At 45.4% G+C, this 16450-nt stretch carries 16 protein-coding genes and 1 tRNA gene; 5 read left to right on the top strand and 12 right to left on the bottom strand.

Annotated features, from left to right (window positions below):
• Positions 1-478: 478 nt before the first annotated feature.
• From FE784_RS15805 to FE784_RS15785, 5 genes are all read right to left on the bottom strand, one after another.
• Positions 479-664, bottom strand: coding sequence for a hypothetical protein (locus FE784_RS15805; RefSeq protein WP_139603185.1), 186 nt, complete (start codon positions 662-664; stop codon positions 479-481).
• Between the two features lie 280 nt (positions 665-944).
• On the bottom strand, positions 945-1949 hold the full coding sequence (locus FE784_RS15800) for a DUF4238 domain-containing protein (protein ID WP_176706262.1): 1005 nt from the start codon (positions 1947-1949) through the stop codon (positions 945-947).
• Between the two features lie 98 nt (positions 1950-2047).
• Complete coding sequence (locus FE784_RS15795) at positions 2048-3346, bottom strand: AbiJ-related protein (protein ID WP_139603183.1); 1299 nt, start codon at positions 3344-3346, stop codon at positions 2048-2050.
• Positions 3347-3390: 44 nt separating this feature from the next.
• Positions 3391-6717 carry a DEAD/DEAH box helicase gene (locus FE784_RS15790; RefSeq protein ID WP_139603182.1) on the bottom strand — a complete coding sequence of 1109 codons (3327 nt, stop codon included), beginning with the start codon at positions 6715-6717 and terminating at the stop codon, positions 3391-3393.
• Entirely contained in the window at positions 6714-7505 is a 792-nt protein-coding gene (locus FE784_RS15785; protein ID WP_176706261.1) for a Hachiman antiphage defense system protein HamA, read from the bottom strand. Before FE784_RS15785 ends, FE784_RS15790 begins: the two co-directional genes overlap by 4 nt.
• Before the next feature lie 560 nt (positions 7506-8065).
• On the opposite strand from FE784_RS15785, the gene FE784_RS41935 reads away from it, so the two are divergent.
• Complete coding sequence (locus FE784_RS41935) at positions 8066-8320, top strand: helix-turn-helix domain-containing protein (protein ID WP_139603181.1); 255 nt, start codon at positions 8066-8068, stop codon at positions 8318-8320.
• An 84-nt stretch (positions 8321-8404) separates the two neighbouring features.
• A complete protein-coding gene (locus FE784_RS15775) occupies positions 8405-9631 on the top strand; it encodes a tyrosine-type recombinase/integrase (protein WP_139603179.1) in 1227 nt (408 codons plus the stop codon).
• Between the two features lie 43 nt (positions 9632-9674).
• Here the strand turns inward: FE784_RS15775 and FE784_RS15770 are convergent.
• The 5 genes from FE784_RS15770 to FE784_RS15750 form a co-directional block, all read right to left on the bottom strand.
• A tRNA-Leu gene (locus FE784_RS15770) sits at positions 9675-9762 on the bottom strand.
• A 300-nt stretch (positions 9763-10062) separates the two neighbouring features.
• Positions 10063-10752: an adenosylcobinamide amidohydrolase gene (locus FE784_RS15765; RefSeq protein ID WP_139603178.1), complete on the bottom strand. Its 690-nt coding sequence runs from the start codon at positions 10750-10752 to the stop codon at positions 10063-10065.
• 15 nt (positions 10753-10767) lie between these two features.
• Positions 10768-10983, bottom strand: coding sequence for a hypothetical protein (locus FE784_RS15760; RefSeq protein WP_139603176.1), 216 nt, complete (start codon positions 10981-10983; stop codon positions 10768-10770).
• Positions 10984-11086: 103 nt separating this feature from the next.
• A complete protein-coding gene (locus FE784_RS15755; RefSeq protein WP_139603174.1) occupies positions 11087-11413 on the bottom strand; it encodes a hypothetical protein in 327 nt (108 codons plus the stop codon).
• Positions 11414-11491: 78 nt separating this feature from the next.
• Complete coding sequence (locus FE784_RS15750; protein WP_139603173.1) at positions 11492-12061, bottom strand: xanthine phosphoribosyltransferase; 570 nt, start codon at positions 12059-12061, stop codon at positions 11492-11494.
• A gap of 317 nt (positions 12062-12378) precedes the next feature.
• Here FE784_RS15750 and FE784_RS15745 point away from each other — a divergent pair, with 317 nt between their 5' ends.
• The gene (locus FE784_RS15745) at positions 12379-13113 is read left to right on the top strand and encodes a hypothetical protein (RefSeq protein ID WP_139603171.1); all 735 of its coding nucleotides are present in this window, start codon (positions 12379-12381) and stop codon (positions 13111-13113) included.
• Between the two features lie 286 nt (positions 13114-13399).
• A complete protein-coding gene (locus FE784_RS15740) occupies positions 13400-14440 on the top strand; it encodes a YkvI family membrane protein (protein ID WP_139603170.1) in 1041 nt (346 codons plus the stop codon).
• On the opposite strand, the gene FE784_RS15735 is transcribed toward FE784_RS15740, so the two are convergent.
• Together FE784_RS15735 and FE784_RS15730 are read right to left on the bottom strand one after the other, a co-directional pair.
• Positions 14372-14806 (bottom strand): hypothetical protein, encoded by a 435-nt coding sequence (locus tag FE784_RS15735; RefSeq protein WP_139603169.1) that lies wholly within the window; start codon positions 14804-14806, stop codon positions 14372-14374. The genes FE784_RS15740 and FE784_RS15735 overlap by 69 nt on opposite strands.
• Positions 14807-14833: 27 nt before the next feature.
• Complete coding sequence (locus tag FE784_RS15730) at positions 14834-15115, bottom strand: hypothetical protein (protein ID WP_139603168.1); 282 nt, start codon at positions 15113-15115, stop codon at positions 14834-14836.
• Between the two features lie 323 nt (positions 15116-15438).
• Here FE784_RS15730 and FE784_RS15725 point away from each other — a divergent pair, with 323 nt between their 5' ends.
• Positions 15439-16398, top strand: a complete 960-nt coding sequence (locus FE784_RS15725) for a DMT family transporter (protein ID WP_139603166.1) — start codon at positions 15439-15441, stop codon at positions 16396-16398.
• Positions 16399-16450 lie beyond the last annotated feature (52 nt).

The following is a 16450-nucleotide window of genomic DNA, read 5'->3' as shown; positions in this document are numbered from 1 at the left end:
ATGTTTACCTGACAGAATCTCAATGTTTTTGGACAAGCTTGAACGATGTTGCTACGGCAAAGTATTCAATACATGAAAGGTTTCTTGCTTGTACGAAACGATTGCTCAACTCCAGTTCGATTGCAGTCTGTTCCAAGGTCTCGAATTGCTGAATGGTCGATTCGGGATTAAGCATAGAAAAATTTATCCAGCGGACAGCGGTTGACTGCCCTCATAGGCGCAAGATTGCACCTCCTCCAGGATCGCTGCAGGCCGCCCCCATTGCGATGAGCTGTGGCTGGACGGAAGTATCATTATCCCGCCATGCAGGTCATCGCCGAAAATGGAACCACCATTTAGCTATGCTTCACGGAATCGCTCTCATATTATTCTGCGTCTTGAATAGACGAACAGAAACAACATGGTCATGGCGCGTTTGCATACTGGCTTTCCTCTAAAGCTGCATGGGGAATGTACCGGATAAACCTATATTTTATTTTCAAGGAACAGAGCCGAGGGACAACGCTCCCTCTACAAGCCGTTTCATTTTTCGGGCAAAATCGGGTAGTCTGGAGAAAAAGAATTTTGAGGTAGGGTTTTCGAGGGCTTCTCTCTCATTTTCCATCATCATTATGCCAAGCAACGTGTATATGGATTCGGCAGTTTGTCCGGTTACCGACAACATCCTTCTGATCTCCTAACGCAACGACTTCGACCAGCAGCACTTTCTTTCTTGCCATCCCTAGTTAGGTTGATGCCCAGAATAATTGTGGTTGTGGTTTTATCAGTGCGGCCTTTCTGAATGGCAAGAGCGAATGCTTACGTCAAGATGGTTGTCTCTTTTAATGCAAAAAACCGGCTGCACTGATGGTCAGGCAACCGGCTTCAAGGTAGAGCATCTATATAAAAAAAGAGAACGCCGCACCGGGCCTTCTCTTGTGCATTCAAATACAGAGTAACTTCTCTCAATCATCGTTTCGTTGATATTTATTGCCGAAGGGACCGCCATTAACTTGAATAGTATAGTCTTTCTTCCTTAAAACTGACGAATTATTCTCCCTATATTCTTCAACCAACATAAATTTATTTTGGGAACAATACACTTGGCGTTCACATCCAATAATCTGCATGGAATTGTAGTATTTAATTACTTCAAGATCGTAAATAGGAAAGAATAAGTTTTCAACTGGCTCCACAACCTTATGATAGCTCCGCTCACAAAGCGTTATGATTAATTTATTTGAAACTGGAAAAGCAAGTTCTATGCCTTTAGAACCCAGTCCACTGTAACTCATTATATCCTCAGGCATGTGGGCTTTTCTAACCAAAGGCGCATCTGATGTGAAGAATGGCTGGTCGGTTTGATTGACGCCGACAAACCAGATATGCGAGTTGAGTACTGATGAAAATTCTAGCAATTTTTCTGGGTTTAACATGAAAGATAATTGATCAATAACCTCATGTTCCGGGTTCGGCTCTACGAAATATTCCCCAGGTTTATAATTTTTGTCTTCGTTGTACATGCTCAGATCAAATAGCATTTGCGTGATTGTTTTGTTTATTTGCGCGATTTGTCTTCTGGAGTCTCGAGTACGTAAATGCTGCAGAGCCAAGTGGACTGATAAATCTTCACGGTCATTACTAGTTAGGGCTTTTTTGAAGTGGGGTTCTGGAGTAAGCAAAAACTTAGCACACAAGTTATTCAGCAAAGAGTTAAACTTTTGCTCAAACTTGCTAAGTTCCTTTTCAACAAATTGAATATCACGATACTCCGGAGAAAATCGATCCTTTGTCTGATTAAAAATATCTTCAGGTATGTCATAAAAATATGATTCAGCAGCAACGTTCCTTATGTGTGTTTTGTAAGGAGTCTTATTAATTACTTTGTCGTAAACAAAGAGTTGCTCGTTGATTGAGAAACGCTTTAAATATGATTGAGGTACAAAATGCTGATTTTTGACTTTGGACACATGAATCACCACTCAAAGTTTGGGGTAATACCATTCAGTAATTGGCATTTCTCAACAGTATACATTTATCTATTGAGCACAACATCACTTCATTTTGACTAAGACACTCCGTTATAATCTAAATACTGAATCGAAACCGAAATTAGCGAAAGACATCTCTTGTAAAAATAATCATAGTGCCTATGATCTTCAATATCTGTTTTTGTTGTTTCATGGTGCCGAATTCTAAAGTTATTACCGATTTGTGTAAGTTCAAGAAACTCCTTCTCAAAGAGTTCTTGAAAATGGGCTTTTTGACCGCTCATATGATTAATAATCCTGCTTGTAGATTTCTTTTTATCTAATGTAGGGGAATAATAAGTTTTAAGCCTTTCAAAAGCATCCCACAGCTTTTCAACAGCAATTTTAAGGTTACCTTCATCATAATAAATAGCTGCTTCTTGAAGTAACTCTTTGAGACCTGCTTCCTGAATTGGAACTAATGTATTAGTTTTTATTTGAGAATTAAATGTACTTTCAATTTTACCATTATTCAGCTTTAGGGCAATATCATTCAGCCTTAATATTGCATTAACTTGAGCCTCGAAATCAGTATTCTGGTTATACTTCTCAAAAAACTCTATTGCATCGATTACACAATAGGGTGAATTATGGCATACAAAATCTTTTAGGTTATCTGTTTCCACATACTCTCTCTGACTGTTGTAACATTTAGGTATGTAAAATTGCCGAATGTTGTTGAACACTTCTTCGCTTGTCTTAACATTATAGTTCCAACCAGTTTCATCTGTTTTTTGAAAAACTTCATTATGTTTTTCTAGAAATTGATAAATTTGATTTCTTGCGCTTAGTTTGATTGACAGTGACATTCTTTTTTCTTTAATTGGCTTTTGATTTCGTTGAGAAAAAGGGATAAATAGTTTATTTTCTAGCGAATCAAAAAATCTCCAACTGTACACATCACGGTTAGATATTTTTTCTGCTGGATAAATTTCATATCCATCGTTTTGTAGCAATTTGTTAACCCCTACAAGAAACTCTTTCCAATATCCTTTTTCATCCCTTACTGTGGGATGAAATATTTCACAGATAAATTTTAAATATTTTTCATCACTTCCGTTTTTTAATTGGAAGCGCTCGTCCTCAAATACCCAACAAAATGGATAATCATCATTGTTTACTGTATGTTGCCAAATATCTTCCTCAGCATTGTGGTACCTTGTATCTAGACTTGGCATCCCCTTTATATCATATAGTCTCTGGAGAAACTCTATTTCCTCTAACCGTCCAAAGTAATTGTACTGCACTTTTCGCATTTCCCATAGATCAGGTATATCCATCCCGTATTTGAACAAATCGAAAATATCACGTTTGGTTATCTCACTTATGGAATTCATAAATTTGAATGCTACTCCTTTCTTACTCTTGTTGACAGCATAATCTAATCCCCATCATTTACAACTATTCGAGGGTTATATGAGCGCAATCGCCACTTGTCAATTTCATATATGAAGAACATCCCTGGAATATTGGCTATATTTGAAAATGGCAAATCATCTGTTGATTCAACTTTTTCATAGAAATAACCGTCACTCGAAGTAAGAAAACACGCTCCATTAACTTCTCTAAGGTAGAGTTTATCAGGAAGATCGTGTCTCTTCCACGTAAAATGAGGGAAAGATAGTTTTTTAGGTGTTTGTGATTTTGTAGATTCCGAAAGCAACTCCATCCATACCTTTGAACTGTCCGAAAGAGTGTGATCCGATGTTGAAAAGTTCAATAGTGTTTGCTTAATTTCTAAAATACTCTTGTTTTTGAAAACTTCAAATGTGGACATCTCTAAAGCCGCACTTCTCGAACGCACACCTGCCAAATATATGTTCGCGGCTAAATTGTTAGGAAGTCCTAGTTCAACAAACATGGCAAGTGAAGTATATAATTGAACCACGTTCTCTTCTGTTTCATGATCAAATAATTGAGAAACAGCGTATATAATCCATGGCAACGTAAAGCCGTAGTAGTCTTTTGAAATTTCAGCCGCATCTTGTTCAAACGTCATTATTGTAGCGAGCGCATCTCCACTTATCCAAGCGTGACGTATATTATCTAAAACCGCTTGTTCTGGTACGAAGTTCATTAAATCATGTGCTTTTTGAATGCTCCAAATTTCTAGTTCACGAATAATATTATCTATCAACTCAATATCATCATGTTCGCCAACAGAAGATTGAATGAATGTCATAGCAAGATTTCTAAAAAAATCAATATCCTCTAACATAGCTATAGACACTGACAGCGGAACGCCCGAAGAAATTAACTTTTTTCTATCAGTCCTATTTGGTATTCTGCGCAATAGAGCAGTGGTACGTGCTTGTAAAAGGGCTAAGTAAAATTCTTTGTTCTCGCTTTCTGCTTGAATAAGTGCCAGCGAATTTCTAAAGACATCATCAATCCAGTTTATATCGGCATCATCTGTACTAAAATCTTCATGCATTGCGAGAAGCTCATCATCAATGAAGTCAAAAATTCGATTTAACCACTTAGAAAAGTCATCACGAATATTAACATCAATAAAATCATTTGCTATTGTTTCAACAAGTAATGTGAAATCGGTTCCGGTACGATTTGCGTTCCTGCAAATAGCCTTTAAAGCAGCGAGTAATCCACTTCGCACTTCCTCCATTTGACGATTATCAAAATAACTTCGGGCAAGGCGTCTATCATTATTAACTTGCCACTGCGCTCTTGTTGTATCAATTGCATAAAGTATTTTTCCTTCAACATCAGAAAAAGCACGTCCTGCTCTTCCACAAATATTCCAAAAATCTCTATTGCTGATTGCTTCGTCACTATAATATGGAGTTGACACAATCACAGTCGAAATACCTACATTAACTCCTTGACCGAGTGTAGAGGAGGCAATGATTATTCGTGGAGGTTTAGAACGCATAAGCCTTTCAATAGCTATGCGAACTAGTGTAGGCAGTCGATTATTATGACATATGACCCCTTTTCTTGCGGCTGTTAAAACGATATCGTCATTGCCCAGTTCTTCACTACAGACACTTTGAAAAACATTCCATAGAGAATCATCCCATTGATAATCTTCTGGATGCTCTCCCATTGCTATAAGTACACTATTAGCCAACCCATTAATTGAATTGGCTCTTGCGGAATATATCATGACTGTTCCGTTTTGAGCTAATCGAACTGCGGTCGCAGCTACAGCCTCATTCTTATTATTTGGGAAATGGTTCCTTCTACGTCCAAATCCCAAAGGACCTTTTTGGATGAAATTAGGGTTAAACGGTTCGCCTTCACTTTTCCACTCCAACCTAACGCGCTTACCATCCCAAAGTAATAAGCCCAACCGCTCCAAAGCGGGCTTCCAATCTGACCTTGCTACCAAATCCGCGTCGCCTGTAATCCATTGAGCCAGATCATCTGCATTTGGCAATACAGCTGATAAAAGTAACATTCTTATTTGATTTCTTGAAGCAAACTCCTTGATATGCGTAAGGAACATTTCATTTTTAATATATCTTTCTTCTGCACCTAACAAGTGTCCTTCGTCAACAACAATTAACTTGATTTCTTCTTCAAGTCCTGATCCACAACGAATAAGGGCTTTTGCCTTTTCAGGTGTGGCAATAATAACTTGTGATTCATTGATCAGTTCAAAGTCTGTAACATTGGCAGTTGAACCACCGTATAACTGTGAAACAGTAATGCTTAGTGGTCCGAATGTTCTACTTAAACTTTGCTCAATTTCAAAAGCCAAGGAGCGGAATGGTGCAAGATACAAAACTTTTGATAACACATGAGTAGATAAGGTTTTGAGGATAGCGATCTCTGCTATTCTTGTTTTCCCACCGCTTGTACGCAGATTAATAACAGCACCACTATTACCACCAATTGCAAGGGGCAATGCCGCTGTCTGAGATGGCCATATTTCTGTAACAGGGGATCTAAACCCGCTGAGTAAACGGATATATTTTTCAGTTATATACTTTTTGGGGAGAAACGGCGGCAAGATAGACCATAGGGATGAACTTTGAAAAGTAGAAAAGATGATTCTTAACAGTCGAATAACAAGCCAGTATAGCGTCAAACCGCTTTCCGAAGAAAGGTTCAATAACTTTTCTAAAATATCTTTTATTAGTGTAAAGTTCTCTTGATTGCCCGTGTGAATAAAATCAGTAACGATTAAAAAACAGCGTGCAATTTCATGCGAGATTACCCATTCATCAAAATCACGAAGAGATAATTTTTCGGGCACTTGCGTGTATAAAACATCACTTACAATTTGTAGCATAATTTCAAAGTCTTTTTTTATAAAATTAATGATTATTTGTCCAACTGTAAAATCAACATGGATATCATTAAGGACAATAAATGCACGTGAATATTGCTTAGTTGCATATAGCGACATACCGGCAATCAAAAGATTATAGTTTTTCGTCTCAATTTCATCAGAATTAAATTTAAATGCATCTGACAATATCTTTCCGGCCTTTTCTAGCACTACTAACCCTTCATCAGTTTCTGCATCTTCATTTTCTACCAATGAACAACCACAAGAAATCAAACTGTACGCGATATGTGTTGCTTTTTCTGTAAGTGCAGAATCAAAATTAGGGTAATTTTCAGGGCGTTCTCTAACTTCTTGTAAAATTCGTCGTGCATCAGCTTGAGTTACGAGGTTTTCTATTCTGCTTTGTTCTAAACTACGAAGCAAAGATATTGCATAATCTGTAGGTATGCTCATACATTACTCTCCAATCGTGCAAATGCTTGTTGCACAATCGTCTCTGGTGATTCAAAATTTAACGATATCATCAATAAATTATGGAGCTCACTCGAGGCATGGGTATTAACAATTCTTCTCGTATTGTGATTGCTCATCAGAAGACCAACATAATCTATTTGCAGTTGATTTGTTACAAATAATATAGCGCAATTCTGAACCTTCTTTGCCAACTCAGAATTACCAGCTTCGAACAAACGCTCAGCAACAAACATTAATGAAATAGGTAACCCTGCTTTGTTTGAACGTACAAGCCCGTCAACTATATCTACTACAGCTTGCTTATCTGGAACTCCTCTGAACTTTGATTCTCCAACAATAATACGTACCGGATCAGAATCCAAATCAAAAAGCAAAACATCGTCGCCTTTCATTGATTGCTCTACATTTGGATTGTATCTTAATCTATAAATAGGGAGTTCAGCCTCAGTCGTCTCACATAAATACTCTGCTAGAAAAACTTCAGCAAAATTTCCTTTCTGGGTTGAAAGATTCCGTGGATGTGGAGACAGAGGCATTGGCGCACCAATTATCCGTAAAGACTCAATTAAATCTCTACGGCGTTCCAGAGCCTCAGGACTAATGTGATGATTTTGTAATGCTATTGTCATGTGGTCAAGAAAAACATCATGGTGCCCATTTTCTATTAAACATCTATGAGGAACATCGTTAGTAGCGTTTTCATCAGAACATGTGAGTGATATGGAAAATGGATGGTTTTCAGATAGATGTTTATTTATGATTGGCATGACTCCCGTCATCTCCCTATCAGTGGTTCGTGATTAACCACAAGAATCCTCATTCTGTATGCCCTTCTCAAGATAAACCTTCAATAATATATTCCAATTTACAGGTTCTAATATTCGGCAAAGCTCGGGATTTTTCCTTCTTTCCATATCTACTTCGACAAAAGAACCGAACTCAATGTCGACATTCTGCTCAACCTCGGCATGCTTCTCAAGCCGTATGGAAACTGTTCAAGTGAGCATTCGCTTATCTTTTCAGCACCTGATTCGTATATCTTAGCTGAGAAAATTCAAGTTATGCGAAGGCAAAGCAACAAAAGCTAAGTAGGGAAAAGGGGAGAAATCTTACGGGGCAAGGGATTCCGGCATTTCTGAAGGGTCAAAAAATGGTTCGCATAATACGGTGTATTACGAAAGACCACCTTCATTCTGAAGGTGGTCTTTCGATTTTTTCTCTTGATTACCCGATTTCACCCAAAAAATGAACAGGATAATGAAGGCATATATATGGCTTACTCCAATTTGCGTGAAAAACTTGAATTAATCAGTTAAGGAGAACCTTCATGTCACATGAGGAGAATCAATCCATTTTAGAATCCGATCCGTATCTTCTCCTTTTTCAGTCCATGCCAGATGTCGTGACGGTCGAGCAAATGTGTATGATGCTAGGAGGCATCAGTACCAAAACGGGCCGCAAATTACTCCAATCAGGGCGTATCACTCATTTTCGCATCGGTCGGTTTTACAGAATTCCGAAACTGAGCATCATAAATTATTTACGGGAAATCATTACCCCAGCAAACACTTCGACGCTTTAAAGCATTGAAAAATCTTTTCATTTCCTGTTATAATTAAAGCGTCGATGGTAGGTTGCCGGGGCTGCTATCCTGGAGGGATATGAAATGGTAGCAGGCCACCTGCAAGAAAAGAAAGGAAATTATTATATTGTATTGAATTACAAGGATGAGGCCGGCAAGCGAAAAACCAAGTGGATTGCAACAGGGCTGCCAACCAAAGGGAATAAGAAGAAAGCGGAAGCAATGCTGCAAGACGCACGGAAGAGTTTTGAATCTCCTTCAGAATCCGCTGGCTATGAAACAACAGTCACTGAGGAAAAAACAGCACCAGCCGAGTATAGTCCAGCCGGTATTCTTTTCGCCGACTTTATGGAGCACTGGTTGGAAATGATGAAGCATCGTGTCGAAGTCACGACTCATGCCGCTTACACCTTTGGAGTTAATGGTCGCATTGTTCCTTACTTCCGAGAAAAGGGCTTACGACTACTGGAGATTCAGCCAAAGCATCTGCACGACTTCTACCAGTACGTGCTAAAGGAATTCAAGCTCTCAACAAGCACCGTCCAGCACTTCCATGCTTATATCCGTCAGGCGCTGCAACACGCGCTTAAAATGGACATGATCTTAACCAATCCGGCTGATAAAGTCGAGCGGCCCAAAAAGAGCCACTTCACTGGAAGCTTCTATCGGGATCAGGAACTCCATGAGTTATTCGAAGCAGTAAAAGGCGATCCCATCGAGCTCGCCGTTCTGCTGGCCGCTTTCTACGGGTTGAGGCGCGGTGAAATCGTCGGACTCAAGTGGCAGGCGATCAATTTTCAGAATCAGACCCTTACGATCCAGCACACGGTCATTCCTGTATCCTACGAAGGCAAACTAATCACGGTGGTCAAGGACCGAGCAAAGAATAAATCCAGTCACCGTACGCTCCCTCTCGTTCCGGCATTTCAGGAACTGCTTCTGCGACTGCTGGAGGAACAACAGAGAAATAAGCTGCTCTACAAAAAATCATATTCCGATGAATACGCAGATTACATCTATGTGAACAAGTTGGGGGAGCGAATCAAACCGGGGTATATTACGCAACACTTCCCGATTGTTCTGGAGAAGTATGACATGCGAAGAATTCGATTTCATGATCTTCGACATAGTTGCGCCAGCCTTCTGCTGGCAAACGGTGTGGGGATGAAAGAAATTCAAGAATGGTTGGGGCATAGTCATTACTCCACAACAGCAAACATCTATGCTCATCTGGACTACAGCTCCAAAATGTCGTCGGCACAGGTCATTAGCAACACGTTGCAAATTCCCGGCATGCAAAAAAGATCTTGAACATCATCTAAAGAGACGAATTCAAGATCTTAGAAATTTAAGGTGGTGCGGTCGAGAGGACTCGAACCTCCACGGGTGATTAGCCCACACGGACCTGAACCGTGCGCGTCTGCCAATTCCGCCACGACCGCAAATTTTCGCCTCAGCCTGCGCCTCAGATAAAAGAGAGAACTACAGGAGAGAACTTAAGAGTGTAAAGCTGATAAAACCGCGTAACGACGGGCATTTCGGAGAAATACAAGCGGCTCACGCACAAGTACCTGAATCTAGCGCGTCTGCCAATTCCGCCACGACCGCAAATCGATTGGTTGCCGCTCGATGGCGTCAACGAAATTTATAATAGCACGGGCTTGTCCCAACAGTCAAGCAAAACCTTTGCAGCAACGTCCAAGAGCGTCGGCCAGCTGCTATTCCTTGGCCCTGCCAGATCCCTAAGTCCGAGCCGCATATGCCTTCGCCGAACGGACGGTGGCCTCGTACACGGTTTTACCGATCCAGTAGCCGACCGTCGTCGCCGTACCGGCATAACGGAACGGGTCGCCCCGTCCCGTCGCGGCGATCAGCACCGCATCCGTCGAAGTACCCGTGGCAAGCAGCTGACTGTTTCTCGCCTTTACGCCAAGATCCTGAAGAGCCGCCGCCTTAGCCTCGGTCGCGGTAATAACGGCGTTAACCATGGCCGCCTGCGTCAAACGTCCGTCTATGACGACTATACTGTTGATCGTACCCGGATACAGCCGGTCCGTTCCTTCCGTCGTGCCTGCCCGAACCGTATTGCCGAGCCCGGCTGTGACCCACGCGGACACATGCAAACGGCCGACACGCCCATGGCTTTCTCCAGCATCCTCTACGCGTGCTGCCGTCAGCATCGCCACAGCCGACCCGGGATCGAATCCGTTCGATCGCAGGAAGCTTTCCATTTCGACTTCCGGATCGTCGCACATATACGACTTCGGCACTTGACGGTTGACCAGGTGCCGCGCTTTCCCGAAACCGCCTCCCCATATCGAGGAATTCAACGTCTGCAACCAATCTTCCGCTTTTATCGCGATATAGTCCGCATTCATCGTATGTACCTTGCTGCAACGTATGCCGGGAACTGGCCCCGGGCCGATATCCATATTTCGTGCGCTCCCCTACAAAATCGTATCCGGCCGTTTCTCGCTGGCCGGCTGCACCAAATAGTCGCGGGACAGCTTGACTACTTTCCGGTTCGGCCTCCGTACGATGATGGACTCGTCGTCCCAAGCGACGACAATTCCGCGGACGTCATTGGCCGGATCCGCGTCCCGAACGATGCGGACTTTGATACCTTCGATGCGGTAAGCATCCAGTTGCTCGTCCGTTATCAAGCCGATACCCTCCTGTCGCGTTTCGCCCGATTTCCCGTTCTAGAAAAAAAGACCCCAATGCGATACATCCGGGTCTTAAGCACAATGCTATAGTTAGACGGTGTTAACCGACGTGCTCCTTCGAATCGTTTTTCTCGTACCATTCGTCCAGCACTTTGCCCGACATGACGCGTCTTTCGATATATTCCGTCTGTACCGTGGAAAAAGCGGGCTTCCAATCGACATCCAGCTCAATGCAAAGCTTGACGATTGTCAGCAGCTCAGACCAAGCTACATAACGTTTATACCAGAAAAACTGGGGATGCTCGATCATATAGGGGTACAGATCATCAAACTCGGTATGTTTGCAGTCAAGAGCACGTTCGAAATGTACTTTGGATTCCGACAATTTGGTCATCAAAAACTCGCTTGTCATTAGCTCTTTCCCCATATTGTAACCTCCTCCCAGCGACCTTCATCCATTATATCGAAAAAATCGTCAGGATGGAAGGCTCCAATTCCTCTCAGCTTATTCAAATTCGACTTTGCCGTTGTCAAGCGACTTGATTTGCACAATCGATTCGAAGCGGTAGCCTTGCTCCCGTATCGTACGCGCGCCGGCCTGGAAACTCTTCTCCACGACTACGCCGACTCCCGCCAGCTCCGCTCCCGCACGCTCCAAAATGCGGATCAATCCTCGGGCGGCGTCTCCGTTGGCAATAATATCGTCGATCATCAGAACGCGGTCCGTCGCGCTCAGCACGCTTTTGGAGACGAGAATGTCCGTTACGATCCCTTTCGTGAAAGAGGGCACCCGTTCGCACCAGACGTCTCCGTCGGTCGTCAACGTTTTTTTGCGGCGGGCGAACACGAGCGGAACTCCGAGCTCCAGTGCGGTAGCGAAAGCGACGGTAATACCGGACGATTCGATCGTCAGCACCTTCGTTATGTTATGCTCGCGGAAACGTCTGGCAAATTCTTTGCCGACCTCCATGATTAGCTTCGGATCGACCTGATGATTGAGCAGAGCGTCCAGCTGAAGCGTTTGGTTTGACAAGACGATGCCGTGCTGCGCAATAAGCTGCTTCAAGATGTCCATTGATAGTTCCTCCGTTAACATAGTTTGGTCTAACGTACCATATCGGGGAAGCGTGATTCAAGAGTCCGGCAAACGGTTAAATTATAATTGGAAAATAAATCCTATCTTTTTTTATTTTTGTGCAACTTTTTGCTGTTGAAATCCGTCTTAGTTAATATAAGTATCAATGAACGGACCTTAGACGATCCGTTTGGGTAATAATGGGAGTCGTTTGAAATACCGGTCCCATTCGGGCTATAATAAACGATATCTATTGGAAGCCGCAGGTCATCACCCAGTATTGTTTCCGTTTAGATACGGTGAAAGGAAGATCAATTATGATCATTCGTCCAGACGTCCGGTTTTGGGTAGCCGCCGTAATCTTGGGTGCCGTGTGCACCGGATGCAATACAACGAAGCTTGCGGCGGACGAACCGTCCTCGCCGCCTTCCGTATCCGCTCCGCGTTTCGGGCAAGTAACGGCGCCGCCTCCTCAGCTTACGGCGAATTCGTCTACGCTGGCCGTGCATGAACCGAAGGAAGTCGCGACAGAACCGCCACGCAAACAAGAGCCGGCCGAGACTCCTAATCCGCAGCCGACCGTCCCTACGGACAAAAAAGTAGAGACTTCGTCGGATACGAAACCGCCCGAAAGCAAAACGGGCAATGCAACCATCGAGGGGTATAACGTTAAAAAGCCTTCTCTGATGGGGATCCGCCTGACCGATACGAAAGCGGCCGTCAAGCAAAAGTTCGACGAGCCCGTATCCGAATTCGAGATGGACGACGAGAAAGATCCCCTCACCGTTTTCGAATATGAAGGATTCGCCGTCGGCTTCAATACGGCCGGCAAAGTCGAGTTCATCGAAATTACGTCCAAGGATGTCAATGCGGGCCTGGGCGGCCTGCGCCTCGGACAGAAGGTCAAGGACGCCGAGACGGCGCTGGGCAAGCCGGATACGAACACGACCTATGCGCTCCATTATAAAGCGGACGGCACCATTTTGAAGCTCGATATCGATCCGAAAACCGAAGCGATCCAATCGATCAAATTGTTCGCGGACAGCAAATAAGAAGCTTCTCCACGGCGAATGCCCCTGCGTAAGATGTAGCTTTTCTTGGTAAAGAAAGTCGCACTCCGCTTTACGCTATAGCGAAGGTAACTTGCTTTATCGATAAGAAAAACGTCTATCGACGTATTCCGAAGATGAGAAAAAATTCCGAAACGATATGATCGGCAAGTTGCCTCGAAACCTCTTCTGCCGAAGAGGTTTTTTTGCGTGCGACGATAGTCATGACGGATCGTCGGATCACATACCCTTGTACTATACCATGTTTGTACAAAGGAGGTGAATACGAATGGCGTCATGGGTCAGAGCCATGCAAATCGCCTTTACGTATGCGGGGACGATAGTAGGAGCCGGGTTTGCGACCGGGCAGGAAATATTGCAGTTTTTTACCCGGTACGGAGCGGGCGCTACCGCAACGATACTGCTGGCCGGTCTGCTGTTCGTCTGGCTCGGCACGCGGATGATGCTGCTGGCCGGGTCGCTGGGGGCAGCCTCCTACGAAGATTTGAACAAGCATTTGTTCGGACCGAAGGTCGGGGAATGGTTCAGCCTGTTTACGCTCGTAATGCTGTTCGGCATTACGACGGTAATGCTGGCCGGCGGAGGCTCCGTATTTAACGAGCATTTCAATTTGTCTTATCAGAGCGGCCTCTTGATTACGCTGGTCTTCGCTTACCTCGTCATCGCCAAAGGCTTGCAGGCGATCGTGGCGGTCAATTCGGTCGTCGTTCCCCTCATGATACTGTTCTGCGCGCTAGTGGTAACATCCACGATCGGCACTCCGGGTGCGGACAATTGGCTGACCATGACGAGCGACGTTTCGGCCCTGAGTCTGTGGTCCGCACCATTTCTATACGTTTCTTATAACCTTGTTACAGCCCAGGCCGTACTTGTCCCGCTGGGCGCCTCCGTTGCGGACAGGAAGACGATCATACGGGGAGGCGTGATCGGCGGGACGTTGGTGGCGGCGATGCTCGTCGCGGGACACTTCGCGCTTGCCTCGCAGATGCCGGGCATCGCGCAGTTCGAAATACCGATGAGCCGGCTGATCGCCAGACTCGGTGAAAACGTGCAGCTATTGTTCGTTTGCGTCATCTTCGGGGAAATATTCACGACCTATATCGCCAACGTATACGGATTGACCTTGCAAATACGCCAGCGGACCGGTTGGCCGATCAAGCCGATTATTATCTTCATTTTGCTCGGCACGTACTTGATCGGACAAATCGGCTTCAGTACCCTGTTATCGACGCTTTATCCGCTATTCGGCATGCTTGGTCTGATCTGGTTTGTGCGGATGATGATGAGCCGCAGCCGAGCCGCCGGTTAAGCGGAGCACCAATGCGAGTCTGACGAACGTAAACAGCATCCCCATGAACGAGAATACGATCCCGCAAAGCAAATACGCGTAATGATACATCGGAAATTGATCGCGGTCCTTGGCTACTCCCACCAGATCGGTCAGCAGAAAGACGGCCCCGAACCCGAACAAAAACAGCGCCGCATAGTCCGCCACGGTCCAGCGCAAAAACCAGCTCCACGGATTCCCTGCGGCAGCCGCGGGAGCGTTCCCATCCTGCTGCTGGACCTCGACCGTTTTTTTGCGCGACGCGTAGAACGTCCACGCCGTGAAAATGGCGGCTCCGGTTACGAACAGACCGACCAGACTGGCAAATACGGCCAAAGCGATATACATCAAATCTCTCCCTTCAACTCGAATCGATCAAACCTTGGACAGCAAACGCACCAACCACCATGTCAACCCGAAGCTGACGACAGGCAAAGCGAACAGCAGGCAAGTCATCCCGCCCAAAGGCACGTTCGGGACTTTCCGCCATACCACATGCTCCAGCAGACGTTGCCACATCACTTTTTCCATGAACACGACAGCCGATTCCGAGGATGTCACCCGTCCGTTTTCTCCGATTTCGAACTTTCCTTTTTTCCAACCTACCCGGTATGTAAGCTCGCGCTTCGCCGGATGCTTCCGCCGTTCCTCGTCCATACGCTCCTCCGATCCGTACCATTCCGACCTTCGCTTGCACTCGGACATACAGTTCGAAGGCCGGATCCTCTTTTTTGGGGGCCTTGCAATGCCCTTGCATATAGGCTCATTGTACAATAGACGCCCCCTCGTGTCTTCGAAAATTAAGAAATGCTTTTCCGTCGGCTGTCCATTATATGCAAATCGGCCATGAAGCCTCCAAACGGCAAGCCAATGAGCCCGCAAGGAACGATTCCCGCAGTCTAAAAAATCGGTTGACTGGAATCGCTTACAAAGCATATAGTGGGGTCAACTTTTTTCATTCCCGGAAGGAGACGCTCCCCATGTGGCTCGCTTACGCATCCTTGGCCGCCGTTTGCTTCGGCTTCAGAGGAATTTTATACCAATGGACATCGCAAAAACCGATCGAGCGGAACTTGATGCTGCTCGGCGTGTACGTATCCGGAGCCATCGTCTCGATCGCCGCCGCTCTCGCGCTCGGTCAATCTTGGAGCCCGGCCGTATGGACCGGCTTGGTGATGGGCGCCTTCTCCTTCGTCTCCAACGCCTCCATGTACAAAGGCTTCTCTGTCGGGAAAGCGTCGCTTGTCGCCGTGTTCACGGCGCTTACGCCCGTCGTGGTCGCGGCCGTCTCGTACTTCCGCTGGGGGGAGACGCTGAACCTATGGCAAGCGGCCGCTTTCCTAGTCATCGTTGCCGGAATCGTCATCATCCGCTATTCCAATGACTTGTCCTGGCGCAATTTGCAGGGCGTTCAGTGGGCTCTGCTCGCGATGGTCACGTTCGGGATTACCGACTTGGCTTCCAAACAGGCGATGCTGTGGCATGCGGACAAATTGCCTACGTTATTCATCATGTACGCTACCGGCTCCGTATTATTTTTCCTGCTGTGGAGCTTGGGACGTTTGCGCAAAGGAATGCTTGGCGTAGGCGCCAGAAGGGAGGTTGCCGTTGCAAACGTATCCGGCGCAGCTGCAGCGAGCGCGCGGACGGATACGGACGGACGTTTCCCGAAGGCGGACGCAAGGCCCGCGGCATGGTCCATTCGGAAAACGCTCGGCTGGGGCGCTTTCGTCGGATTGAGCAACATATCCGGCATGATCTTTATTTTGCCGGCGTTCCAGCACGGCATTACGGGGTTGGTGTCGGCCGTCGTGGCCACGAACGTTCTGCTCATTTTGCTGTATGCGCGAGTTTTTTTGAAGGAAAGATGGTCGTTCCAGGAGCTGATCGGCATTTTGTGCGCGCTGGCCGGGGTACTCGGCTTGAGGCTGCTTGAATAGCGGCGTCCCATCGGCATTCGCGCCAATGGGACGGGGATAAGTGCACGGTATT

Source organism: Paenibacillus hemerocallicola (assembly GCF_006265175.1).
Taxonomy (GTDB): Bacteria; Bacillota; Bacilli; order Paenibacillales; family NBRC-103111; genus Paenibacillus_AB; species Paenibacillus_AB hemerocallicola.
This window is presented reverse-complemented; position numbering and strand designations above follow the sequence as displayed.